The organism is Frankia sp. AiPs1 (assembly GCF_023716945.1).
Taxonomy (GTDB): Bacteria; Actinomycetota; Actinomycetes; order Frankiales; family Frankiaceae; genus Frankia.
Map to the genome: position 1 here is coordinate 1 of NZ_JAMQQF010000050.1, position 23,032 is coordinate 23,032.

General features: G+C 71.6%; 22 protein-coding genes, 1 pseudogene and 1 riboswitch. Of the genes and pseudogenes, 14 read left to right on the plus strand and 9 right to left on the minus strand.

All coding sequences use genetic code 11. The annotated features are described in order from the left end of the window. A partial coding sequence (locus ND748_RS08085; protein ID WP_251745040.1) for a cytochrome P450 occupies positions 1-1,006 on the plus strand: 1,006 nt, incomplete at its 5' end. Positions 1,007-1,057: 51 nt separating this feature from the next. Here ND748_RS08085 and ND748_RS08090 read toward each other — a convergent pair. Continuing rightward, a complete protein-coding gene (locus tag ND748_RS08090) occupies positions 1,058-2,008 on the minus strand; it encodes a hypothetical protein (protein ID WP_251745041.1) in 951 nt (316 codons plus the stop codon). Positions 2,009-2,268: 260 nt separating this feature from the next. On the opposite strand from ND748_RS08090, the gene ND748_RS08095 reads away from it, so the two are divergent. Beyond that, the gene (locus tag ND748_RS08095) at positions 2,269-2,823 is read left to right on the plus strand and encodes a toll/interleukin-1 receptor domain-containing protein (protein WP_251745042.1); all 555 of its coding nucleotides are present in this window, start codon (positions 2,269-2,271) and stop codon (positions 2,821-2,823) included. Between the two features lie 97 nt (positions 2,824-2,920). On the opposite strand, the gene ND748_RS08100 is transcribed toward ND748_RS08095, so the two are convergent. Together ND748_RS08100 and ND748_RS08105 are read right to left on the minus strand one after the other, a co-directional pair. Continuing rightward, a complete protein-coding gene (locus tag ND748_RS08100) occupies positions 2,921-3,400 on the minus strand; it encodes a cupin domain-containing protein (protein ID WP_251745043.1) in 480 nt (159 codons plus the stop codon). A gap of 64 nt (positions 3,401-3,464) precedes the next feature. Then, positions 3,465-4,046, minus strand: a complete 582-nt coding sequence (locus tag ND748_RS08105; RefSeq protein WP_251745044.1) for an ABATE domain-containing protein — start codon at positions 4,044-4,046, stop codon at positions 3,465-3,467. Positions 4,047-4,398: 352 nt separating this feature from the next. Here ND748_RS08105 and ND748_RS08110 point away from each other — a divergent pair, with 352 nt between their 5' ends. Together ND748_RS08110 and ND748_RS08115 are read left to right on the plus strand one after the other, a co-directional pair. Then, the gene (locus tag ND748_RS08110) at positions 4,399-5,016 is read left to right on the plus strand and encodes a nucleotidyltransferase domain-containing protein (protein WP_251745045.1); all 618 of its coding nucleotides are present in this window, start codon (positions 4,399-4,401) and stop codon (positions 5,014-5,016) included. Between the two features lie 614 nt (positions 5,017-5,630). Then, positions 5,631-5,879, plus strand: a complete 249-nt coding sequence (locus ND748_RS08115) for a hypothetical protein (RefSeq protein WP_251745046.1) — start codon at positions 5,631-5,633, stop codon at positions 5,877-5,879. Between the two features lie 43 nt (positions 5,880-5,922). On the opposite strand, the gene ND748_RS08120 is transcribed toward ND748_RS08115, so the two are convergent. Beyond that, positions 5,923-6,681, minus strand: coding sequence for an SDR family NAD(P)-dependent oxidoreductase (locus ND748_RS08120; protein ID WP_251745047.1), 759 nt, complete (start codon positions 6,679-6,681; stop codon positions 5,923-5,925). A gap of 129 nt (positions 6,682-6,810) precedes the next feature. Between ND748_RS08120 and ND748_RS08125 the strand changes: the two genes are divergently transcribed. Further along, positions 6,811-7,404, plus strand: coding sequence for a TetR/AcrR family transcriptional regulator (locus ND748_RS08125; protein ID WP_251745048.1), 594 nt, complete (start codon positions 6,811-6,813; stop codon positions 7,402-7,404). A gap of 35 nt (positions 7,405-7,439) precedes the next feature. Here ND748_RS08125 and ND748_RS08130 read toward each other — a convergent pair whose 3' ends face one another. Continuing rightward, positions 7,440-8,024 (minus strand): DinB family protein, encoded by a 585-nt coding sequence (locus tag ND748_RS08130; RefSeq protein WP_251745049.1) that lies wholly within the window; start codon positions 8,022-8,024, stop codon positions 7,440-7,442. A 206-nt stretch (positions 8,025-8,230) separates the two neighbouring features. Between ND748_RS08130 and ND748_RS08135 the strand changes: the two genes are divergently transcribed. Further along, positions 8,231-9,193, plus strand: coding sequence for an enoyl-CoA hydratase-related protein (locus ND748_RS08135; RefSeq protein WP_251745050.1), 963 nt, complete (start codon positions 8,231-8,233; stop codon positions 9,191-9,193). Between the two features lie 22 nt (positions 9,194-9,215). Continuing rightward, complete coding sequence (locus ND748_RS08140) at positions 9,216-9,992, plus strand: SDR family NAD(P)-dependent oxidoreductase (RefSeq protein ID WP_251745051.1); 777 nt, start codon at positions 9,216-9,218, stop codon at positions 9,990-9,992. Positions 9,993-10,055: 63 nt separating this feature from the next. On the opposite strand, the gene ND748_RS08145 is transcribed toward ND748_RS08140, so the two are convergent. Further along, entirely contained in the window at positions 10,056-10,859 is an 804-nt protein-coding gene (locus ND748_RS08145) for an enoyl-CoA hydratase-related protein (protein ID WP_251745052.1), read from the minus strand. 149 nt (positions 10,860-11,008) lie between these two features. Here ND748_RS08145 and ND748_RS08150 point away from each other — a divergent pair, with 149 nt between their 5' ends. Further along, positions 11,009-11,887, plus strand: a complete 879-nt coding sequence (locus tag ND748_RS08150; protein ID WP_251745053.1) for a mycofactocin-coupled SDR family oxidoreductase — start codon at positions 11,009-11,011, stop codon at positions 11,885-11,887. Here the strand turns inward: ND748_RS08150 and ND748_RS08155 are convergent. Both ND748_RS08155 and ND748_RS08160 read right to left on the minus strand, forming a co-directional pair. Beyond that, on the minus strand, positions 11,881-12,846 hold the full coding sequence (locus ND748_RS08155) for an acyl-CoA thioesterase domain-containing protein (RefSeq protein ID WP_251745054.1): 966 nt from the start codon (positions 12,844-12,846) through the stop codon (positions 11,881-11,883). The two genes, ND748_RS08150 and ND748_RS08155, sit on opposite strands and share 7 nt — an antisense overlap. Before the next feature lie 290 nt (positions 12,847-13,136). Beyond that, complete coding sequence (locus ND748_RS08160; RefSeq protein ID WP_251745055.1) at positions 13,137-13,568, minus strand: YdeI/OmpD-associated family protein; 432 nt, start codon at positions 13,566-13,568, stop codon at positions 13,137-13,139. A gap of 387 nt (positions 13,569-13,955) precedes the next feature. On the opposite strand from ND748_RS08160, the gene ND748_RS08165 reads away from it, so the two are divergent. Beyond that, on the plus strand, positions 13,956-15,278 hold the full coding sequence (locus tag ND748_RS08165) for a glycosyltransferase (RefSeq protein ID WP_251745056.1): 1,323 nt from the start codon (positions 13,956-13,958) through the stop codon (positions 15,276-15,278). A gap of 169 nt (positions 15,279-15,447) precedes the next feature. On the opposite strand, the pseudogene ND748_RS08170 reads toward ND748_RS08165, so the two are convergent. Then, positions 15,448-15,969: pseudogene (locus tag ND748_RS08170) on the minus strand (aldo/keto reductase); the annotation flags it as partial. A 212-nt stretch (positions 15,970-16,181) separates the two neighbouring features. Between ND748_RS08170 and ND748_RS08175 the strand changes: the two are divergent. The 5 genes from ND748_RS08175 to ND748_RS08195 form a co-directional block, all read left to right on the plus strand. After that, positions 16,182-16,787, plus strand: a complete 606-nt coding sequence (locus ND748_RS08175; RefSeq protein ID WP_251745057.1) for a TetR/AcrR family transcriptional regulator — start codon at positions 16,182-16,184, stop codon at positions 16,785-16,787. Between the two features lie 215 nt (positions 16,788-17,002). Next, positions 17,003-17,383: a cupin domain-containing protein gene (locus ND748_RS08180; RefSeq protein ID WP_251745058.1), complete on the plus strand. Its 381-nt coding sequence runs from the start codon at positions 17,003-17,005 to the stop codon at positions 17,381-17,383. Between the two features lie 142 nt (positions 17,384-17,525). Then, a riboswitch (cobalamin riboswitch) is annotated at positions 17,526-17,746 on the plus strand. Positions 17,747-18,020: 274 nt separating this feature from the next. Continuing rightward, positions 18,021-20,504 carry a ribonucleoside-diphosphate reductase subunit alpha gene (locus tag ND748_RS08185; protein ID WP_374215874.1) on the plus strand — a complete coding sequence of 828 codons (2,484 nt, stop codon included), beginning with the start codon at positions 18,021-18,023 and terminating at the stop codon, positions 20,502-20,504. Positions 20,505-20,590: 86 nt separating this feature from the next. Further along, the gene (locus ND748_RS08190) at positions 20,591-21,586 is read left to right on the plus strand and encodes a ribonucleotide-diphosphate reductase subunit beta (protein WP_374215875.1); all 996 of its coding nucleotides are present in this window, start codon (positions 20,591-20,593) and stop codon (positions 21,584-21,586) included. A 295-nt stretch (positions 21,587-21,881) separates the two neighbouring features. Next, on the plus strand, positions 21,882-23,032 hold a 1,151-nt coding region (locus tag ND748_RS08195; RefSeq protein ID WP_251745061.1), incomplete at its 3' end, for a CoA transferase.

Consider the following 23,032-nt stretch of genomic DNA (forward strand, 5'->3'; position numbering starts at 1 on the left):
GGGGGAGGCCGGCCCGCTCGCCGGGCGCGGGCCGCACGGGGAGCGGCTGGCGGACCTGCGCGCCGGCCACCTGCTCGCCTATGATCCGCCCGACCACACGCGGCTGCGCCGGATGCTGACGCCGGAGTTCACCGGCCACCGGATGCGCCGGTTGGAACCCCGCGTCGCCGACATCGTCGAGGCCGCCCTCGACGAGACCGAACGGGCCGGGCGCCCGGCGGACCTGGTGTCCAGTTTTGCCCTGCCGGTGCCGTCCCTGGTGATCTGCGAGCTGCTCGGCGTGCCGTACGCCGACCGGGCCCAGTTCCAGGGTCGCACGCGCCGCCAGCTCGACGCATCGCTGCCCGCCGCGCAGCGGCTCGCGCTGATCGGCGAGAACCGGGAGTACATGGCCCACCTCGTCGCGCGGGCTCGCCACGCGCCCGGCGACGACCTGCTCGGCATGCTGGTGCGCGAACACGGCGACGAGCTGAGCACCGCCGAACTCGTCGGCATCGCCAACCTGCTGCTCATCGCCGGGCACGAGACCACGGCGAACATGCTCGCGCTCGGCACGCTGGCCCTGCTGCGCCATCCCGACCAGCTCGCCGCGGTGCGCGACGACCCGGCCCGCGTCGGCCCGGCCGTGGAGGAGCTGCTGCGCTGGCTGTCGATCGTGCACGCCGGCGCGCCGCGCACGGCGCGGGCCGACGTGACAATCGCGGGGCGCACGATCGCCAAGGGCGATCACGTCCTACTGTCGTTGCCGGCCGCCAACCGGGATCCGGCGTTCCTCGACGATCCCGACCGCCTCGACATCACCCGCGGCGCCGTCGGCCACGTCGCGTTCGGGTTCGGGTTGCACCACTGCCTCGGGGCGCCGCTGGCCCGGTTGGAGTTGCGCGTCGGCCTGCCGGCGCTGCTGCGCCGGTTTCCGGGACTCGCCCTCGCCGTGCCGTACGAGCAGGTCGAGTTCCGCCAGCACTCCGTGGTCTACGGCCTGCGGTCGCTGCCGGTCACCTGGTGACCCGTGCCGGCGTCACCTGGTGACCCGTCCCGGCCATGGGCAGGCCGGCGGTCAGGATGTGCAGACGCTGTCCGGATGGCCGAAGCCCGGGGCGGCCAGGTCGAAGTCGACGACGTTGTTCGGTCCGCGGACACCGTAACGGTCCAGGACACAACTGCGGTGGGTCACGGTGTCGGTGACGGTGATCCGCTGGTCTCCCGCGTAGAGCGGGCTGGCGAGCCAGGTGGGCGCCCCACTGCCGGTGTGCACGGCGAACGAGGAGATCGGATAGCCCGTCGAGGAGCGGGCCGCCCCGCCGAAGATGACGACCTTCGCCCGGCCGGGGGCGGGCGCCCGACCGCCGACGGTCATCCGACCGCCGAGGCGGGCGGTGCCCGGGTCGGCGAGCGTGGTCAGCGCGATCCGTCCGACGGCCGCGGAGTAGGCCCAGCCGTTGGCCCGCTGGGTGAAGCGATCAATGTAGAACCGGGAGTGGACGTAGTCGCCGTCGTGGCGCAGGTCCGGGTAGAACTCGAACGACAACCCCGCCGTGCGTGCACCCCAGCCGGTGGCCAGGCGGCCTCCACGAACCAGATCGGGCTGGACGTTGCCCATGAAGTAGCCGGTCGGGAAGATCAGCCCGCCGCCGGCCGGGAACCGGGTGTAGGTGGCGTAGCTGCCCCGTTCCTGGCAGGCGTTGACGAACGTGTCTCCGGTCCGGGTCCGCGGGTCGTAGTGCTGGCAGGGCAGGTAGGGCCGGGCCGTCGAGCCGAGCACCAGGTCGACGCCGACCGCGCCGCCGATCGGGACGCCGCCGCCGCGCCGGTCGGTGAACCCCTCGAACGGCACGGCGGCACCGTTGCCCCGGCCGGCGTTGCCGGTGAACCCGATGGTGTCCGCGGCCCGCGCCACGCCCGGCTGCGTGACCACGAGTGCGAGCAGTCCCGTCACGAGCAGACAGATCCGCCGCCACCCGCCGGCCATCGTGGTGCGTGCCGCGCCCCGCAACCGTTTCACCGTCATGTCCCCCGCCATGTCCCCCGCCCCCGTCCGGACGGCCCGGGCAGGCCGTCGTGGTCACAGCACATCGACGGGGATCGTCCCAGCGCAGGCTTTTAGCTCAACCGACACCCAATCGTTGTCGATGCGTCATATCACTCGGGCGGTCGGAGCCGCGGAGCCGTCGACTCGCCGCAGCCGCGGAGCCGCCGGCGACCGGCGCGGCTGGGTCCGGTGACGAATCGTGGCTGGGGTCTGGTGACGAATCGTGGCAGGATTGTCCGATGAATGCGCCTGGACGCGGCGGCGAACGGCCGTCCGAGATGGATGCGGAGTCGACCGAATCCGCGGCGCGATGGGACTTCTTCATCTCCTACACCGCCGTCGACCGGAACTGGGCGGAGTGGATCGCCTGGCACCTGGAGGGCGCGGGGTACACGGTGCTGGTGCAGGCCTGGGACTTCGTTCCCGGCAGCCACTGGATGAGCCGGATGGACGAGGGCATCCGCGTCTGCGCCCGCACCCTGGCGGTGCTCTCCGACGCCTACCTGCGCTCGGTCTACGGGCAGGCCGAGTGGGAGGGGGCGTACCAGGCGGACCCCACCGGCTTCGCCCGTCGGCTGGTCCCGGTCCGGGTGGAGGACTGCCCCCGTCCCGGCCTGCTCGGCGGCGTGGTGTCGTTCGACCTGTTCGGCCTGTCCGCCGACGAGGCGCGCACGCGCCTGCTCGGGCAGATCGCGGCGAATCGCCGCGGCCGGGACAAGCCCGCGGCCGAGCCGCCGTTCCCCGGCGCCGCGCCCGCCGCCGGTCCTTCGCGAGCGACGGGCACCCCCCGCTGAACCACGCCCAGCTCGCTCAGTGGGGTCAGGTCGCTCAGTGGGGTCAGCTCGCTCAGCGGGGTCAGATTGACCAGCGGCGTCAGGTCGACCAGCGAGGTCAGTACGTGTGCCACTTCCGGCGGGCGGGGCCGAGGTTGCCGGTGGCGACGGGCCCGACCCAGCGCAGGTCCGGGAGGTTCACGACGATCGCCTCCTGGGTGGTTCGGGCGATGACGACGACGGCCTCCTCGGCGGGGTCCGGGTTCTCCTCCCGGTGCGGCACCCACGGCGGCACGTAGATGTAGTCGCCCGGCTTCGTGTCGAGCCGGATCTCCTCCTCATGCTCCAGGAAGACGAAGCTGGGGTGGCCGGAGACGACGTAGATGCCCGTCTCCGAGCGACCGTGATGGTGGTTCGCCGAGGCGGTCGCCGCGGCGACGTGGGTCTGCCCCATCCACAGGTCGACGGATCCGACGGTCTTGCCTGACAACGCCTCGACCCGGCTCATCCCGGCGGTCTGCGAGGTCCGGGTGGACAGGCCGGCGGGCGTGACCTGATGCAACCGCTGATGGAAGCCGTCCGCGGGCGGCGTGGACATGAGAACCTCCGAGAGGATTCGGTTCGGTGTCGACGGTTCGGGGCCGACGCTTTGGTGCCGGCGGTCAGGGCTGGGTGCGGGCGGCGCGGCGGCGTCGGTAGTTCGCCGCGGCGGCTCTGCCTCCGCAGCGGCGCATCGAACACCAGCGCCGCTGCCCGGAGGGGGAACGGTCGAGGAACAGCGTCGCGCAGCCGTCGCTGTCGCAGGCCCGGATGCGACCGAGATCCGGTCCGGCGAGCAGGTTGATCGCGTCGCGGGCGATGACGGAAAGCGCGGCGCCCGCGTCGGGTTCCGGGACCGGGGCCCGGGTCCGGCCCCCGGGGCCGAGCAGGAAGACGGGTGTCGGCCGTCGACCCGCCGTGTTGATCAGCCGGATGTCCTCGGCGGTGGGTGGCCGGCTGGCGATCAGTCCGCGGGTGGTCTCGTTCACCGCCCCCCGTAGGTCACGTGCGGCGAGCAGGTCCGGCTCGGTGAGGCCGCCGGCGGCGGCCGGCAGACCCTGTTCCTCGAACCAGCCGGTCAGCTCCGCCGGGGTGGCGAGCAGGTCGACGCGGTAACCGGTCCAGTCGCGCATGGTCGCGACGAAGTCGAGACAGAGACTGCCCGCCCCCCGGTCGAACTCGGTCATCGTGCCGGCCGCGCGCATCGGACGACCTCCTCGGGTGACGACGATCTCCGTGGTTGACGACGATCTCCGCGGTACCGACGATCTTCCGGAGTAACACTGTGTGCGGAGATCGCCGCAGTGCCACCCCCGCCTTCGTCACCCCATCATGGGTTGACGAGGCCCCATGCAGAGGGACGTTAGCACGAGAGTCTAGGGATGCGTGGGCTGATCGCCGCGGGCGCGTCACCGGTTGACCTCCTGGCGATCGTCCGCGTTTGCGTCTGACGTCCGGATCGCCCGCGGTGCCGGGTGGGTCCGGGGGAGTCGGACCGGCCGCTGCCGTCGCCGCGGGCTCGCGGCGGCGGGCGGGCCCGCAGTGGAGGATCGTCGGATGCGCACCGAAGGCCCTTGGGGGCGGTGGGAGCCGGCGGATCCGGCGGCGGTGACGGCACTGTTCGCGGTGCTGGCCGAGCCGTGGTGGATCGCGGGCGGCTACGCGATCGAATGCGCGGTCGGCCGGCGTCTACGTGACCACGGAGATATCGACGTGGCCGTCCTGCGGCGTGACCAGCTCGTCGTGCAACGGGTCCTGGCCGGGTGGGAATGGTGGGCCGCCGATCCACCCGGCTCGCTGCGCCCTTGGCGACCGGGTGAGCTGCTGCCGTTCGGCGTGCACGACGTCTGGTGCCGCCCCGGGGCGGACCGGCCGTGGCAGATCCAGGTGATGCTGGAAGAGGACCGGGATGGTTACTGGGAATGTCGGCGTGACCGTCGTGTTCGCCGCCCGATAGCGGCGCTGGGAAACGTCAGCCCGGCCGGCATTCCCCATCTCGCCCTCGAGGTGCAGTTGTTCTACAAGGCGGCGTCGCCGCGGCCGAAGGACGAGCTCGACCTGGTTGCGGCGCTGCCGCTGCTCACCGCGGCGCAACGCCGATGGCTCATCGACGCCCTCGCCCTCGCTCATCCCGGACATCCATGGTGCGATCGGCTTTCGCCGCCGCGGCAGTAGGCGCGAGGACGGGCCGGTGGGGCGTCTGCGGGGCGCACTGCCCGACATGACCGGCATATGTCCGTCATTGTTCTACTCGGCCGCTGGCGGGCCTTCCGGGCGTGGTGAGGTCCCCGGGCCCCCGGGGCCGCTGGACCGAGGTGGCGCCGGCGGCCTGGTGCCGCGGCGCCGATTCTGCTGCCGCAGCGCCGATTCTGCTGCCGCGGCGCCGCTCCCCGGTGTCGGTGATCACCGGGCGCCCGGCTGGCTGCTTGCGGTCAAGAAGGCCCGACGCGATTCCCGGTCGAATGGTTGCTCCGGTGTGGGGGAATGTGACCTGGGCTACCAGCCGAAAGGCCAGCCGGTGTGCCGCCGACCGACCCGGCCGAAGCGCGAATTGTGACCCGCGCGACGCGGGTACATTGTCCCTGCCTCAATGGGTGTGACCGGCGTTACGGATCGCGGCGATTGTGAGCGCCATTACTGTGGGCCGGGTCATATCGGCTGGCACAAGTGTCGACTGCAATCCAGATCACGTCGACGGCGCTGTCGAAAGTCGCGGCCTGGGCGCACAATGGGAGCCGGAGGGTGACAGTGGCCCACCCTCCCGGGGTAATAACTTCAAGGAGTTCCTTATGCGTACCCAGAATGCCGTTGTTTCCTCCCTGCGGACGTCGCTCACCTCGCACCGCGCTGTGCGAGCCCAGCGTCGTGAACTGGCGATGCTGCTCTCCGACCCCGAGCTCTCGCCGTCCACCCGTCAGGAGATGGTGGCGATCCTCACCCGCGACGAGGACGCTCGGACTCCCGTCGCCCTTCCGTCGCAGCGGCGCGGGGGCTCGTCGCGCGAGCACGCCGGCGCGGGATCGGTCCGCTCCGCCTGAGAAAGCCCACCAGCAAGCCCGACGTATTTTCTCCCTTTCTCCGTCAGACGGCTGACCAGCCGCCGTCGACGTTCAGCGTCGCCCCGTGGATGTTGGCGGCGTCGTCGCCGGCGAGGAACACCACCGCACGGCCGATCTCCGCTGGCCTGCTGGGTCGCTGCGAGGGGGCGCGCGCAACCAGGGGCGCGATTCGGTCGGCGAACTGCTCGATGCGGCGGGTCAGGGTGGGGCCAGGCGCGACGGTGTTCACCCGCACGCCCGCCGGGCCGTACTCGGCGGCCCACGACTTCGTCAGCGAGTGCACGGCCGCCTTCGTCGCGCTGTAGAGGGCCGAACCGTCCATCCCGACCAGGCCGTTGATGGAGCCGATGTTGATGATGGCTCCGCTGCCGCGGGCCGCCATGGCGGGGGCGACGACGCCGGTGAGCAGGAACGTCGCCGTGACGTTGATGGCGAGCGCGGCGGTGATGAACGCCTCGCTCACCTCCGCCGTGGGCTTCGGCGAGATGATCTTCGCCGCATTGTTGACGAGGATGTCCGGCACGCCACCGACGGCGGCGCGGGCGGCGTCGGCGAGCGCCTGCACGGCGGGCGCACCGGCGGCGAGGTCGGCGGGGATGAACGTGGCCCGTCCGCCGGCCGCACCGATCGCCCGGGTGACTTCGGCGCCGCGCCCGGCGTCACGACCGCTGATCACCACGTGGGCGCCGGCCGCGGCGAGCTCGGCCGCGATCGCCGCGCCGATGCCGTCGGTCGAACCGGTGACGAGGGCGCTGCGTCCGGCCAGTGAGGTGGTCGACATTCGGGGTTCCTTCCGGCGATGGTCTGCTCGACCGATCGAGGTCGTGGGGCGTCCGCTGGTGCGCGGCCCAATCTGCCCGGGATAAACTGGACCCGCAAGTCCAGAAATGGGCGGCGGGAGGGGGCGGACGTGCCGAACGGGCTGACGTTGAAGGGCAGCGCGACCCGGCAACGGATCATCGAGGGCGCGGCGGCCGAGATCCGAGAGCGCGGGGTCATGGCGACCACGCTGGACGACGTCCGCGCCCGCACCGGCACCAGCAAGAGCCAGCTGTTCCACTACTTCCCGACCGGCAAGGAGGAGCTGCTGCTGGCCGTGGCCCGCTTCGAGGCCGACCGCGTCCTCGCCGACCAGCAGCCTCAGCTCGGCGACCTCACCTCCTGGCCGGCGTGGCTCGCGTGGCGGGACAAGGTCGTCGCCCGCTACCGCGAGCAGGGGCGGCACTGCCCGCTGAGCGTCCTGGTGTCGCAGCTCGGGCGGAGCACCCCCGGCGCGCAGGCGGTCGTCACGGAGCTGATGAACCGGTGGCAGGCGGAGATCGCCACCGGCATCCGGGCGATGCAGCGGGCCGGCGAGATCTCCCCGCTGCTGGACGGCGAGCGGCAGGCCGCGGCGCTGATCGCCGGCATCCAGGGCGGCGTGCTCATGCTGCTGTCCACCGGCAGCACCACCCATCTGGAAGCCGCGCTGGACGTCGCCATCGACGCGCTACGCCGTCCCTGACCCCCGCCGTCCCTGACCCCCGCCGTCCCCGGCCCTCAGCCGGCGTGCGGTTCGGCGGTGGCGGCGAGCGTGGCGGAGGTCCGTCGGATGTCGGCCAGGTGATGGATCCCCTCGTGCAGCGCGTTGCGCAGCAGCCAGCGGGCGGTGCGTTCCTCGCCGGGTAGGCGCGCCACGGTCCGTTCCCAGTCCTGTGACCCGACCCGGTCGGCCTCGTCGAGCAGCCCCTGCGCGTTGGCGGCGAGCTCGGCCAGGACCGCGGCCGGGTCGAGTTCGTTGTAGCGGAACCGGCGGGCGCGCAGGTCGTTGAGCATCGGCTCGACGACGGGCCGGACCTCGGTGCGGGCCCGGTACAGCCGGATGGTCGAGGTCGCCAGGACGTCCCGCAGGTGGCAGGCGTACTCCAGCACGGACCACGCCCCGGATGTGGGCCGTTCCCGCAGCAGGTCGGGGCCGGCGGCGGTGACCGCCTGCGCCACCCGCGCAGGCAACGACGCGAGCTCCGTCAGGACCTTCTCCACGCTGCGCGTCGGGTAGGAGAAAGCGCAGTCGGCGCAGGCGTGCGTCTCGCCCACCAGCGCGGGCGGCCCGGTCGGGTGCCCCGCCGACGGATCGCTGGTCATCACGCAATCGTAGGCGGCGCACGGGGCCGCCGGCCGTCAAGAGATCGTCGCCGACCGGGCGTCGTGGGGCGCGCGGAGGCGGCCCGGAGCAGGCCGACAACGGCTCGGTCGCTAAAGCATCTAGTGAATTCTGCGCATCGCTCGACACCGTGCCCGTCGAGGGGAAATGCTGGCCCTCGCGCGAGAGCGACAGGTGGGAGGCGGCGGTGACGACGGAATCGACGACGCCTGCGGGCGAGACGACCGCGGGCGAGACTGCGGTGGGCGAGGCGGTGGCGGTGGGCGAGGCGGCGGCGGACCGGTCGGTGGTGGCCGAGGGGCCGGTGCTGCTCGACGTGGGCGACGACGGCGTCGGGGTGGTGACGCTGAACCGGCCGGAGCGGCGCAACGGCTGGAACCCCGAGATGGAGAACCGGTACTTCGACGTCCTCGCGCAGGCCGACCGCGACCCCGCGATCCGCGTGCTGATCGTCACCGGCGCGGGCACCACGTTCTGCCCGGGGGTCGACACCGGCCGGCTTGGCCAGATCGCGGGCAAGCCGATGGACACCACCGGGCGCCGCTCGCCGGTGCGGGCCTGGTCGGTACGCAAACCCATGATCGCCGCCGTCAACGGGGCCTGCGCCGGCATGGGCCTGGTCCAGGCGTTGCTGTGCGACGTGCGGTTCGCGGCCCGCGGTGCCCGCTTCACCACCGCCTTCGCCCGCCGGGGGCTGGCCGGCGAGTTCGGCATCACCTGGCTGCTGCCCCGCCTCGTCGGGCAGGAGCGGGCGGCGGATCTGCTGCTGTCGTCACGGGTGTTCGACGCCGACGAGGCCCGTGAGCTCGGCGTCGTCAGCCGGGTGGTGGACCCCGCGGAGCTGCTGGCCGTCGCGCGCGCCTATGCCGCGGACATCGCGGCGAACTGCTCGCCGATGTCGCTGGCGCTGATCCGCCACCAGTTGCGCACCGACAGCACCGGCGAGCTCGACGCGGCCCTCGGCCGCACCTACCGGGCGATGGCCGCGGCCGCCGTCGGGCCGGACTTCCGCGAGGGCATCGACAGCTTCCTGGCGAAGCGTCCCGCGTCGTTCCCCCCGCTCGCCGACGACCTCGACCCGGCCGCGATCATCGGCGCCCCCCTGCCCGAGCTGGACTTCGACCCGTCCAGCGCCGTGGGCCGGTCCTGACCATCGCTGAAGGAGACCTTGGATGACGGCCACGGTGCACATCGACATGTCCGGCAAGGTCGCGTTGGTCACCGGCGGCGGCTACGGGATGGGCCGGGCCTCGGCCCGGCGGTTCGCCGAGTGCGGGGCGGCAGTGGTCGTCGCCGACATCGACGAGGCCACCGGCGCCGAGACGGTCGAGCTGATCCGGGCGGCCGGCGGGCAGGCGACGTTCGTCCACGCCGACGTCGGCCAGCCGGACGCTGTGCGGGACATGGTCGATCAGACCGTCGCGACGTACGGGGGGCTGGACTACGCCCACAACAACGCCGGCATCGTCGAGTCCCAGGATCCGGTCGTCAGCTACCCGGAGGAACTCTGGGAGCGGATCCTGCGCACCAACCTGACCAGCGTCTTCCTGTGCCTGAAGTACGAGATCCCGCGGATGCTGGAGCGCGGCGGCGGCGCCATCGTCAACGTGGCGTCGGAGTCCACCTACAAGGGCAACGTCGCCGACATCGGGTACACGGCCAGCAAGCACGGGGTGGTGGGCCTGACCACGGCCGCCGCCCTGCAGTACGCCCGCCGCAACATCCGGGTCAACGCCGTGGCGCCCGGCAACGTGGACACCGGGATCGTCGAGCGGGCCCGCCAGTACCTCACCCCGGAGCAGTTGCGGGCGATGGAACAGGCCCAACCGATCCGCCGGCTCAGCCGCCCCGAGGAGATCGCCGAGGTCGTCGTCTGGCTGTGCTCGGACGCCGCCGTGCTCGTCAACGCCGCCAAGATTGCCGCCGACACCGGCTGGCACGTCGCCTGACCGAACACCGTCCGGCGGCGCCGCCGCGTTGCTGCGGGACCGCCGGACGGGTGTCGCCAGCTCTCAGCGCCAGGCCCAGTGCGGCTCGCGCTTGTCCAGGTAGGCGCGGCGGGCCTCGGCGGCGTCGTCGAGGCGGCTGACCCGCGCGGTGTAGTCCTGCTCCAGCCGGTAGCCCTCGTCGAGGGGGAGATCCTCGACCCGGTTCATCGACTCCTTGGACAGCCGCAGCGCCAGCGGGCTCTTCGCCGCCACCTCCGCGGCCAGGGCGCGTGCCGTGGCGGCGAGGTCCGCCCGGGGCACCAGCGCGGCGGCGGCGCCGAGCCGGTAGAACTCGGCCGCGGGCACGCGTCGGCCCGTCAGCGCCATCTCGCGGGTCTTCATCGGGCCGACGAGGCGCTGCACGTGCCGGGTGCCACCGAGGACGCCCACGTCGATCTCCGGCAGCGAGAAGAACGCCTCCTCGGCCAGGACCACCAGGTCGCAGCAGCCGACCAGGGCGGCTCCGGCACCGACGCACGCCCCGCCGACCGCCGCGACGACCGGCAGGCCGCCGTCGCGGATGCCGGCGAGGCAGCCGCGCACGACGGAGCCGGGATCGATCAGATCGGTGAGGCTCTCCTCGGGCAGCAGCTCCCGGCGGGTGTAGCGGCGTTCGGACTCGGTGATGTCGGCGCCGGCGCAGAAGACGCGCTCGAAGTCCGAGGCGAGGATCGCGACGGCGGCTTCATCTCCCCGGCCGAGCTCGGTGAACACCTGCCCGATCTCGCGCATCATCGGCGCACTCAGCGCGTTGCGCGGGGGGCGGGCGAGCGTGACCGTGGCGATACGGTCAGCGATCTCGACCCGGACGAACTTGGGCTCTTCCACCGCCGGGGCTCCTTCGGATGACGGGCGAATAGATAAACGATATGACTATCGAAGGGTCGCGTGCGACGTGAACGGGCCCGGTGACGACGCAAGCGGGAGGACATCATGACGATGGGACGCGCGGCGACGGCCTTAACGGGAGCGCGGCGATGACGGCGCCCGCCGCCGAGGGACGCCCCGCCGCCGAGGGACGCCTCGCCGGCAAGGTCGCCTTCATCACCGGGATCGCCCGCGGGCAGGGCCGCTCCCACGCCGTCGCGCTCGCCCGCGAGGGCGCGGACATCATCGGCATCGACCGGGCCGCCGACGTCGCGACGATGGGCTACCCGCTGGGCACCGCCGACGAGCTCGCCGAGACCGTCGCCCTCGTCGAGAAGGCCGGCCGGCGGATCATCGCTCGGGTGGGCGACGTGCGCGACCGGGCGGCACTCGAGGACCTGCTCGCCACCGGCGTGCGCGAACTCGGTGGCCTGGACATCGTCGTGGCGAGCGCCGGGATCTCCCCGCCCGCGCGCCGGCTGTGGGAAATCCCGCCGGAGCAGTGGGACGACGTGATCGGGATCAACCTCACCGGCGTCTTCCACACCCTCGCCGTGTCCGTGCCGCACCTGCTCGCCGGGCGCAAGGGCGGGTCGATCATCGTCGTCAGCTCGGGCGCGGCGCTCAACCGCGTCCCGAACCTGTCCGACTACGTCACCACGAAAAACGGCGTGATCGGGATGGCGATGTCACTGGCCAACGAGGTGGCCCACCGCCAGATCCGGGTGAACGTCATCGCGCCGGGCACGGTGAACACCCCGATGGTCACCGAGAACACCCAGCAGTTCCACCTGTTCCGCCCGGACCTGCCGAACCCGACGGTGGACGACTGTCGGGAGGGCTTCGCCGCGTCGATGCCGATGGGCCGACCGTGGCTCGAACCCGAGGACATCTCCCAGGCCGTCGTGTTCCTGTCCAGCGACGAGGCCCGCTGGATCAGTGGCGTCGTCCTCCCCGTCGACCAGGGCAACACCAACCGCCGCTACTGACCCGCCTGCCCCTGACCCGCCTGCCCCTGACCCGCTTGTCCCTGAGCGGGCTGCCCCGGCCGGGGCCGGATTCGAGTCGGCCGCACGAGGTTGACGGTCTCGAAGACCGCCCGCAGTCCGCCATCCGCGCCGTAGAGCTCGCCGCGGCCGAGGATCCGTCCCCGGCCCGCCTGCGGGGTGTGGACCCGATAGAGGTGCCAGTCGCGGACGTCGAGGTCGTCGAGATAGGTGACGGTCTCGGTGAGGACCGCCGCCTGCAGCTGCTCGCGGGGTGGCAGCGGTATCCCGCCGCTGAGCATCCCGTCGCCGATGGCGAGCGTTTCGACGGTATGCGCGATCAGGGCCCGCCAGAAGGTCGGGTCGTCCGGGGCGTCGGCGATGCGGGTCCAGAGGTCGAGCTGGCGCGGCGCCCGGCGCGGCATGACCGCTACCTCCCAGGGCAGCAGCGCACGTCGGCGGGGCTCGGCGTCGGCCGGGCGTCCGATGTCCGTGGCGGGGGAGTCGAACCGGTGCAGGTCGGGCGCGTCCCCCGAGAGCATCACCTGCGCCCGGCTGAGCTGGTCGCCGTCCTGGTGCAGGGACAGGGCGAACGACTCCACCGACCGGCCGCCGGCGAGCCGCTCCACGTCGATCTCCAGCGGCAGGTCGGCGCGACCGCCGCGGATGAACAGCGTGTGCAGGGTGTCCACCCGCTTGCCCGGGGCCAGCCGCTCGGCGAGGACGACCTGCTGGCCGAGCTGCTGGGCGCCGAGGACACCGCCATGCCCGCTCGGTACGCACCGCGCCGCCGTCGTGGGCAGCGTCGGCGTCAGGTCGAGCACGCGCAGCAGGTCGGGGAGGGTGAACAGGGTCTGCACCCACTCCGGCTCATAGCGAGGTGCGCCCGCGTCCGCCGCGGCGCCGTCATGCTCGCCGCCGCCCTGCGCGGCAAGGGTGACCGCGTTCGAAAGCTCTGCCACGTCGACGTGCCCGCCTTCTCCCGGTCCGACCGGAGCGATCTCCACCGCAGGCCATCAGGCCCGACAGGTTGCCTGGCCGGCTGTTCGGCTGGCTGAGTGGGGCCGCCGGGCTATCCGGCCATGCGGCCATGCGGCCATGCGGCTCAAGGATGATGCGAATCCATCGAAACCGACCAGGCCCCTCCGGCGCCGGGCGCGGTGACCGAGCGCACACTGCATCGCCTACATCCCGGACCGGCGCAAGACAGGGAAACCTATTCCCATCTCGCCGCGCCCCGTCGGGCGATCGGTCAACGGCCCTCGACGCTGGGACCGCGTGCTCGGTGCCGGAGCCGGCGTATCCAGAAGAGGACCACCGCGGCGACGAGCATGGCGGCGGGGGCAATGCCGGGTTCCTCGACGCCGCCGCCGAAAGTCCCGGCTATCAGTTCGAGGGCACCGGTGAAGAGCGCGGCGACAAATCCGCCGACGAGGTTCTCGCGGGCGCCACCGGCTGCCGGTTGCAGGCAATGTTCCAGCGTGCCAAGGGCGGCGTATTCGGCAGTCCGCCGGGCCCGGCGGCGGCGCACGTTGCCGCGCCGCGGGCCGCCCACCCACGCGATGTAGTGCCCCCGCAGCGAGCTGGACTGCGCATCCCATTGCCGCCACGCGCCCTCCGTCGCGGACAGGGCGTCGCACAGTTCCGGCGGTGGGACAGCGGGCTCGGGACTACCTCCAGCCATTTTCCGGACGAGTCGGATCACCCGGCGATACTACCGAAATCGAACCTCGCCGTAGGACCGGCGGTGTGGCCCGGCGGTCTGGACCTTGAGCCATCACAGATCCTGATTTCCGGCCGGAGATTGCCGGGTCAACGGCAGGGCTGCGTGGCGGTACCCCCACCTGCGACCGGGTGGGGGTACTGTCCGCATCGTTTCCGGTCCGTGCCCCGTCGACCGGCCGCCCTGTCAGAGGTCGAGACGGAGCCTGCGGAGAAACCGATTGGTGGGAACGAAGCCCATACCGGTCAGCAAGTCCGGCTACGGCGAACGTCGCCCCAGAAGAGGGTTGATACCGGGCACACCTCAGCCTCACCGCTCACTGACCTCCCTTCGGACAGGTATCGAAAGATGACGTCACCAACGCCCAAGTTCTCCGTTTTCACCCCCTGTCACCGCCCCCGTTACCTCGACGAGTGCCTGGACACCCTGCACGCTCAGACCCGGCCCGACTGGGAATGGATCGTGCTGCTGAACAGCGGCGCACGATGGCGCCCGGAGGTTCCGGACGATCGGGTTCGAGTAGAGATGGCGGACGGCGTCAGCGGGGTGGGCGCGGCCAAACGCCGGGCCTGCGAGCTGGCTCGCGGCGAGATTCTCGTCGAGCTCGACCATGATGATCTGCTGGCGCGTGACTGCCTGGCGGAACTGGCGAAAGCCTTCGACGAGCATCCCGGGACCGTCTTCGCCTACAGCAACACCGCTCAGATCACGCAGGACGGGGGCCGTGACGACAGCCGGTTCGACGCGGCGTACGGCTGGCGATACGAGGAGACGGACGTCGACGGCCGCCGGGTTCTGCAGGCCGTCTCGCTGGCGCCGACACCCCACAACGTCTCGTACATCTGGTACGCGCCCAACCACGTCCGCGCATTCCGCAAGGACACCTATGAGGAGATCGGCGGGTACGACGCGAGCCGCACGGTGCTCGACGACCAGGACCTGATGTGTCATTTTTTTCAGGCCGGCGAGTTCCATCAAATTTCCCGCTGTCTGTACCTTCAGCGGCTGCATGGCGAAAACACCCAGCGAAAACTCGAGATCAACGCTCACATCCAGCAGGAGACCGTCGCACTGTACGACAGGTATATCGAGGAAAACGCGCTGGCCTGGGCTTCCCGTCGAGGTCTGCTGGCGCTGGACCTCGGCGCGGCGCACCGCAAGCCGCGCGGCTATCTGGGCGTGGACCAGTACCCGGAGGACGGCGTCGACATCGTCGCGAGACTGCCTGAACCGCTCGATCTTCCGGACAACTCGGTCGGCGTTATCAGGGCCGTGGACTTTCTGGAGCACGTGCCGGGGAAGGTGCCACTGATCAACGAACTGTATCGACTGCTGGCGCCCGGTGGCATGCTTCTCACGCTGACCCCGAGCTCCGACGGTCGGGGCGCCTACCAGGACCCGACACATATCTCCTACTACAACGAGAATTCTTTCTGGTACTACACTGACGATCAATATCGTGCCTTCGTGCCCCAGATCCGTGCTCGGTTCCAGAGTTCGCGACTGGTCACCTACTTTCCGTCCGACTGGCACTCTGCGAACAACATCCCTTACGTGGCGGCCAACATGATTGCCATCAAGGACGGTGCCGATCGGTGTGGCGGCCCCCTGCTGTGTGCGCCCCGGAAGCCTCTACCGATCGAGGAACCGGGGTTCGCGGACGTGAGGTAGTGCATCACCGATCGGCGCCGACGGACCGCAGCTCGGCGCCACGGGATCGCTTGATCTCCCCGTTCGTCAGCGTGTGCTCGCCCTGGTGTCACGGCAGGAGATCCCAGTCCGGCTTCCCTCAGGCGGTGGCGCGGCGGCGGCGTTTCGGGTCGGCCAGGACGGCCGCACTCTAGCCCGCGTCGTCGGGATTGAGGTCGGTTCCGGGTGCCACGATGCCGTCGATGCGGTCCAGTACGGCGGGTTCCAGCACGATGTCCGTGGCGCTCAACTGATCGTGCAGGTGCTCGGCGGTGCGGGGACCGATGATCGCCGCAGTGACGGCCGGGTGCGTGGTGACAAACGCCAGCGCCAGCTGGATCAGTGTCAGTCCGGCTTCGCCGGCGATATCGGCGAGCTTGGTGGCGGCGTCGAGCTTGACCTGGTTGCCCGGGATGTCCAAGGCGTAGTGGGCGGACGTCGTGCGGAACGGCGTTGTCCGGGTGCGGTGGCTGGACAGATCGGTTGCGTCGCGGCGCCAGCGGCCGGACAGCCAGCCTCCGGCCAGCGGGCTCCAGGCGAGTACTCCCAGCTGGTACGTCTCGCAGGTGGGTAGCACGTCGGCCTCGACGCCCCGGGCCAGGAGGGAATACGGCGGCTGTTCGCAGACGAAGCGCTCGCGCCGCCTCCGTTCGGCGGTCCACTGTGCCTGGACATGGTCGACGGGGAGAACGTCGAGGAACCCAGCCCGACTCCCGTACTACCCAGCGTGCGGTACTCCATGACCTAGGACGACCCTTCTGTGGACGAAACGGCGCGTTGGAGGGGGAGACCGGTAGCTGCTACCGTCCCAGATAACCGGAGCTGACTCCGGTTATCACCGTAAGCGGAGCTGGCTCCGCATGGCAGGGCGAGAGGAGAAACCGCATGCCCGCTCCGTCCGGCCGGCCGATCCGGGCCGACGCGCGGGCCAACGAGGACAGGCTGCTCGCCGCGGCGGCTCGGGCCTTCGCCCGGGACGGTGCCGCCGCGACCTTGAAGCAGATCGCGAAGGACGCGGGCGTCGGGATCGGCACTCTGTACCGACGCTTCCCCACCCGGGAAGAGCTAGTCGACGCCACCTATCGCTACGAGACGGCCCGGCTCGCCGCCCAGGCACCGGATCTCCTGCGTGAGCTGCCCGCCGACCGAGCCCTGCGGGCGTGGATGTCCCAGGTGCTGGACTACCTGGTCACCAAGCACGGCATGGCCGACACGCTCAGGACCGTCCTGCGCAGCGACGTGGAGCTGAGCTCGCAGACACGCGAGCAGCTGACCAGCGCGATCGAGGAGTTCCGCCGCGCCGGGATCGCCCAGGGGGTGATCCGTGCGGACGTGCCGGCTGCCGACATCCTCATGGCCCTGGCGGGCGTCACCCTCGTCGCCGGGTCCCACCGCCAGCGCGCGCAGGCCGAGCGGCTGCTCGACCTGCTCATGGACAGCACCACCCGGGCGGGCAGCTGGCGCGGGGACGCGGACCAACGCGCGCCGTGACGCCACATATGCGTCTCGCAAAGCATCCGGCGCTCCGCCGGCACCGCTGCGGGGACGACTGCTTCAAGACAAGCCCGACTTGCGAAGAGTCGCCAATTCGCTACCGTGAGAAACGGGGCCAGGGCGGCCGCGTGGTCGCGGTCGACCGTCCTCGTGGGCGGCCCTCAGCTCTGGCCCCGGAGCGGAGACGACCGAGCACGACGATGGAGGCCACCATGACGACGATCACGGTTCGCAATCTCGACAGGTCCGACGAGCGGCGCGATTTCCCCCACGGTCATATCGACGTCCTCGCCGTCGGCGGCCACACGCTTGACCGGGCGGTATTCGAGCCCGGCTGGCGGTGGTCGGAATCGGTGAAGCCGATCGCGGGGACCGATCTGTGCGAGTTCGACCACTTCGGCTACGTGACCTCCGGCCGGATGCACCTCGAGCTGGCTGACGGTACCGGCGCGGACATCGGCCCCGGCGACGTGGTGGTCTGCCCGCCCGGCCACGACGCCTGGGTGTTGGGCGACGAGCCTTGCGTGTTCGTCGAGATGGCAGAGCCGGTCGCTGCCGACTACGGCCGCGCGTCGGGCACCGGCCGGCCATAGGGCTTCCCCCCGGGGCTACCTCGGTGATGCGCAGTAGCACCGCACGGTCGGCCGCCGGGCGGGCCGGGCGGGCCGGGCGAGGCGGTACCTGCTCCGCGAGACACTAGATGTGGGTTACTTGCAGGGATGTGATTCTCATATGTAGTGTTTGCAGCGAGCTGGTTCGGCCGACCGGAGCCCCGGTCGGCCGTCGTAAGAGGGAACTCGGTGTGAGTCCGGGACTGCCCCGCAGCGGTGAGTGGGTACGACCGCCGTCACGAAGCACTGGGAGTGTGGCGCTCCTGGGAAGCGACGGTCAGTAGGTCTTCCGGTAACGGTGGGTGCCCGCGAGTCCGAAGACCTGCCAGCTCGCCGCGCGCGCCGCGCGTGGCGGTCCGACGGCCACGCGGGCAGGCCGGGATCACCAGTCGTGCAGCGTGAGCAGCGGTCCGGCCGTCGTGCGTCGGCGCCGCCGCGTTGACCTGCCGTGCGACCGGTTCTCCCTGTACGCCGCACGTGTCTCGTCGGACCAGCTCGTCGATCTCGGGAGAACAGCGACGTGACCGTCACCGATTCGGCTGGAGCGGATGCCGCGCAACGGGCTCGACCGGACACCGGGCCGCAGCCGCAGCCGCAGCCGCAGCCGCAGCCGCGGGACATGGCCATACCTGACATGGCCATGATGCGGGTGCGTCACCGCGACGGCGCCCTCGAACCCGTGGACGTCAACCGGATCGTGGCCGCGGTGACCCGGTGCGCCACGGGCCTGCCCCGGGTCGACCCGGGGCGGGTCGCGACCCGCACCATCGGCGGGTTCTACGACGGGGCGAGCACCCGGGAGCTCGACGCACTGTCCGTGCAGACCGCGGCCGAGCTGATCGCCGAGGAGCCGGAGTACTCCCGGCTGGCCGCGCGGCTGCTGGCCGCCACCCTGGCCGACGAGGTGGCCGGCCACGGCATCGCCTCGTTCAGCGCGGGCATCGCCGTCGGGCGCGACCTGGGTCTGATCGGCGAGGCGACCGCCCGGTTCGTCGCCGAGCACGCGGCCGACCTCGACGCGGCCGTCGATCCGGCCGCCGATCAGGACTTCGAGTACTTCGGGCTGCGTACGGTGCAGGACCGCTACCTGCTGCGCCACCCGCACACCCGGGCGATCATCGAGACGCCGCAGCACTGGCTGCTGCGGGTGGCCTGCGGCCTGGCCCTCGACGTCGGCGAGGCCGTGGAGCTGTACCGGCTGATGGCCTCGCTGGCCTACCTGCCGAGTTCGCCGACGCTGTTCAACGCCGGCACCGCGCACACCCAGCTGTCGAGCTGCTACCTGCTGGACTCTCCGCGCGACGAGCTCGAATCGATCTACGATCGCTACGGGCAGGTCGCGCGGCTGTCGAAGTTCGCCGGCGGCATCGGCATTGGCTTCTCCCGGGTGCGGTCCCGCGGGGCGCTGATCCGCGGCACCAACGGCCGCTCCAACGGCATCGTGCCGTGGCTGCGCACGCTCGACGCCTCGGTGGCCGCGGTCAACCAGGGCGGGCGGCGCAAGGGCGCGGCCTGCGTCTACCTCGAACCGTGGCATCCCGACATCGAGGAGTTCCTCGAGCTGCGAGACAGCACCGGGGAGGACGCCCGGCGCACCCACAACCTGCACCTGGCGCACTGGATCCCGGACGAGTTCATGCGTCGCGTCCAGGCCGACGAGACGTGGTCGCTGATCGACCCCGACGAGGTGCCGGAGCTGCCGGACCTGTGGGGGGAGGCGTTCGACGCCGCCTACCGGGCCGCCGAGGCGCAGGGCCGCTTCGTCCGCCAGATCCGGGCCCGGGACCTCTACGCCCGGATGATGCGCACCCTCGCCCAGACCGGCAACGGCTGGATGACCTTCAAGGACGCCGCGAACCGTACCGGAAACCAGGTCGGGCGGCCCGGCAACGTCATCCACCTGTCGAACCTGTGCACCGAGATCCTGGAGGTGTCCAGCGACGACGAGACGGCCGTGTGCAACCTGGGATCGGTCAGTCTCGCCCGGCACCTGACGGCCGCCGGCGCCCCGGACGAGCCGGGCGGCGGGGAGCGCACGATCGACTGGGCCCGGCTGCGGGCCACGGTCCGCACGGCGGTGACCTTCCTCGACCGGGTGATCGACATCAACTACTACCCGACGCCGCAGACGGCGGCGAGCAACCCGCGCTGGCGGCCGGTCGGGCTCGGGGTGATGGGCCTGCAGGACGTGTTCTTCGCGCTGCGGCTGCCGTTCGACTCCGCGGCGGCCCGCGAGCTGTCCACCCGGATCACCGAGGAGATCGCGCTCACCGCCCTGGAACGCTCCGTCGAGCTCGCCCGCGCGCACGGCCCGCATCCGGCGTTCGCCGAGACGCGCGCCGCCGGCGGCGTCCTGCACCCCGACCACTTCGACGTCCAGCCTGCCCAGCCGCAGCGGTGGGCGGCGCTGCGGGCCGGCGTCGCCGCACACGGGCTGCGGAACTGCCTGCTGATCGCGATCGCGCCGACGGCGACGATCGCGTCGATCGCCGGCTGCTACGAGTGCATCGAGCCGCAGGTGTCCAACCTGTTCAAGCGCGAGACCCTCTCGGGGGAGTTCCTCCAGGTCAACACCTACCTGGTCGCCGAACTCCGGCGGCGCGGTCTGTGGACGGACGCGATCCGTGACCGGATCACCCGGGCCGAGGGGTCCGTGCAGGGCATCGACGAGCTGCCGGCCGACGTCCGGGCGCTGTTCCGCACCGCCTGGGAACTGCCGCAACGGGCACTGATCGACATGGCCGCCGCCCGGATGCCGTACGTCGACCAGAGCCAGTCGCTGAACCTGTTCATGGCCGACCCCAACATCGGCCGGCTGTCGTCGATGTACGCCCACGCCTGGGCCAGCGGCCTGAAGACGACCTACTACCTGCGCTCGCGACCCGCGACCCGCATCGCCCAGGCGACCGTCGCCGCCCAGACGATCCCCGCCCCGGCCTCGATCCCCGCCCCGGCCTCGACCCTCGCCCCGACCTTGACCCTCGCCCCGACCTTGACCCTCGCCACGACCTCGGCGTCGCTGCCGACGCCGGGCGGCGGGCTGTCTCCGGACGCGATCGCCTGCTCCCTGGAGAACCCCGAGACCTGCGAGGCGTGCCAGTGACCGCCGCCGTCGAATCCGCCGCCGTCGAACCCGGGACCGTCGAACCCGGTGCCGCCGCGGACCCGCCGGGCGGGGCGCGCCGGCCGATGCTGCTCGACCCGGGGATGAACCTGACGCTGCGCCCGATGCGCTACCCGGACTTCTACGACCGCTACCGGGCCGCGATCCGCAACACCTGGACGGTGGAGGAGGTCGACCTGCACTCCGACCTCGCCGACCTGCACCGGCTGCGCCCCGCCGAACGCCACCTGGTCAACCGGCTGGTCGCCTTCTTCGCCACCGGCGACACGATCGTCGCGAACAACCTGGTCCTCAACCTGTACCGGCACGTCAACGCGCCCGAGGCCCGGCTGTACCTGTCCCGCCAGTTGTTCGAGGAGGCGGTGCACGTCCAGTTCTACCTGACCCTGCTCGACACCTACCTGCCCGATCCGGCGGAGCGGGCGCGAGCGTTCGCCGCGGTGGAGAACATCCCGTCGATCCGGGCGAAGGCGCAGTTCTGTCAGCGGTGGATCGACTCTGTGGGTGGTCGGGACGCGTTGCGCGACCGGGCGGACCGGCGGGCGTTCCTGCTCAACCTCATCTGCTTCGCCGCGTGCATCGAGGGACTGTTCTTCTACGGCGCGTTCGCCTACGTCTACTTCCTGCGTTCCCGGGGCCTGCTGCACGGCCTGGCGTCCGGGACGAACTGGGTGTTCCGCGACGAGTCGCAGCACATGGACTTCGCCTTCGACGTGGTCCGCACCGTCCGGGCGGAGGAGCCCGACCTCGTCGACGACGTGTTCGCCGGCGAGGTCCGGGCCATGCTCGCCGACGCCGTCGACGTGGAGACGGCCTTCGCCGCCGACCTGCTCGGCGGCGGCGTGCCCGGGATGACGGTCGCGGACATGCGCGTCTACCTGGAGCACGTCGCCGATCGCCGACTCGTCCAGCTCGGCTTCGACCCGGTGTACGGGTCGGCGAACCCGTTCGCCTTCCTGGCGTTGCAGGACGTCCAGGAGCTGTCGAACTTCTTCGAGCGGCGGGTGTCGTCCTACCAGGTGGCCGTCACCGGCACGGTCACCTTCGACGAGGACTTCTGACTGACCGGGCCGCGTAGCCGAGGAACAGGGCGGAGGCCGCGACGCGCCGCTCGTCGGTTGCCGCGAGGTCGACGGCGAAGTAGGGCCAACGTCGCCGCCAGCCATCTGATCAACATGCTCGAAGATCGCGGCAGATGTGGACTGGGGGCTGCTTTTCAGGTACTCGTCGTAGAGGCCTGTTCGAGATCGAGCCGCGACCAGACCTGGGACTACGCGCTCGACTGTCTGACCAGCCGGCTGTGACACCCGCGTCCGAGAAGAGTCCGAGAAGAGCCCGAGAAAAAGGGGAGCCCGCATGCCCGAACCACTGCTCGACGGAATCCGGGTCGTCGACCTGTCGACCGGTGTCGCCGGGCCGACGGTGACGATGCTGATGGCCGAGGCGGGCGCGGACGTCGTCCTGGTCGAGCCACCCGGCGGCCACCCCGACCGGGCCCTGCCCGGCTTCCGTACCTGGGCCCGATCCAAGCAGTCGCTGGTGCTGGACGTCGAATCCCCCGAGGGGCGATTACGGCTCGACGAGCTGCTGCGCGGCGCCGACGTGCTCGTCCACTCGTACGGTCCCACGACGGCGGCCCGGCTCGGCCTCGACGACGCCGCTGTCGGCAGCCGCCACCCCGCGCTGGTCGTCTCGTCGGTGCTCGCGTGGCCGGCCAACCACGTCGACGCGGACCGTCCGGTTGACGACCTGCTGGCGCTGGCGCGACTGGGCCTCCTCGACGAGCAGCAGGGGCACCGGCCGGGGCCGGTCCACGTCCGGTTCCCGCTCGGCAGCTGGGGGGCCATGTGGCTGTGCGCGACCGGGATCGCGGCCCGGCTGGTGGCACGGGGGCGGACCGGGCGGGGCGGGCCGGCGCACACCAGCCTCGTCCAGGGCGCGCTCGTGCCGATGATGATGCACTGGCACCGGGCCGAGGCGCCGTCGGCCCTGCTCGCGGCGGGCATGCCCAAGGACGGGGCGGTGACCCCACTGTTCGAGTGCGCCGACGGCGAATGGATCCACGTCATGCCGCCGTCCCCCGATGACCTGCCGTTGACGAAGCGGGTGTTCGACGAGATGGGTGCCGACGCGGTCGCCGAGGCCAACCGGCGCCACGACCCGGGGATCATGGGCAGAGCGTTCCCGAACTGGGGAGCCAACGTCGAGGCGTTCCGCCGCCGGCCCGCGGCCGAGTGGCTGGCCGAGCTGTGGTCCAACGACCGGCCGGCCCAGCCCGTGCTGCCGCTCGGCGCGGTCCTCGACGACGAGCAGGCGAAGGCCAACCGATACGTCACGCAGCTCGACGACCCCGAGGCCGGCCGCATCACCGTGCCCGGCCATCCGGTCACGCTGGACCCGCCTGCCACCGTCCGCAGTCCGGCCCCCCGGCTCGGTGAGCACCAGGACGTGGCCGCCAGGGGCTGGACGCCCCGCAGCACGGCCACCGACCGCGGCCGCGGCCGCGC

Bases quoted from the DNA above. Each gene is read 5' to 3' on its own strand.
- ND748_RS08115 (WP_251745046.1), top strand. From the start codon at position 5,631: ATGCGTACCCAGAATGCCGTTGTTTCCTCCCTGCGGACGTCGCTCACC.
- ND748_RS08140 (WP_251745051.1), top strand. From the start codon at position 9,216: ATGACGGCCACGGTGCACATCGACATGTCCGGCAAGGTCGCGTTGGTC.
- ND748_RS08110 (WP_251745045.1), top strand. From the start codon at position 4,399: ATGCGCACCGAAGGCCCTTGGGGGCGGTGGGAGCCGGCGGATCCGGCG.
- ND748_RS08100 (WP_251745043.1), bottom strand. From the start codon at position 3,400: ATGTCCACGCCGCCCGCGGACGGCTTCCATCAGCGGTTGCATCAGGTC.
- ND748_RS08175 (WP_251745057.1), top strand. From the start codon at position 16,182: ATGCCCGCTCCGTCCGGCCGGCCGATCCGGGCCGACGCGCGGGCCAAC.
- ND748_RS08095 (WP_251745042.1), top strand. From the start codon at position 2,269: ATGAATGCGCCTGGACGCGGCGGCGAACGGCCGTCCGAGATGGATGCG.
- ND748_RS08165 (WP_251745056.1), top strand. From the start codon at position 13,956: ATGACGTCACCAACGCCCAAGTTCTCCGTTTTCACCCCCTGTCACCGC.
- ND748_RS08190 (WP_374215875.1), top strand. From the start codon at position 20,591: ATGCTGCTCGACCCGGGGATGAACCTGACGCTGCGCCCGATGCGCTAC.
- ND748_RS08185 (WP_374215874.1), top strand. From the start codon at position 18,021: ATGGCCATACCTGACATGGCCATGATGCGGGTGCGTCACCGCGACGGC.
- ND748_RS08105 (WP_251745044.1), bottom strand. From the start codon at position 4,046: ATGCGCGCGGCCGGCACGATGACCGAGTTCGACCGGGGGGCGGGCAGT.
- ND748_RS08090 (WP_251745041.1), bottom strand. From the start codon at position 2,008: ATGACGGTGAAACGGTTGCGGGGCGCGGCACGCACCACGATGGCCGGC.
- ND748_RS08120 (WP_251745047.1), bottom strand. From the start codon at position 6,681: ATGTCGACCACCTCACTGGCCGGACGCAGCGCCCTCGTCACCGGTTCG.
- ND748_RS08130 (WP_251745049.1), bottom strand. From the start codon at position 8,024: ATGACCAGCGATCCGTCGGCGGGGCACCCGACCGGGCCGCCCGCGCTG.
- ND748_RS08160 (WP_251745055.1), bottom strand. From the start codon at position 13,568: ATGGCTGGAGGTAGTCCCGAGCCCGCTGTCCCACCGCCGGAACTGTGC.
- ND748_RS08180 (WP_251745058.1), top strand. From the start codon at position 17,003: ATGACGACGATCACGGTTCGCAATCTCGACAGGTCCGACGAGCGGCGC.
- ND748_RS08150 (WP_251745053.1), top strand. From the start codon at position 11,009: ATGACGGCGCCCGCCGCCGAGGGACGCCCCGCCGCCGAGGGACGCCTC.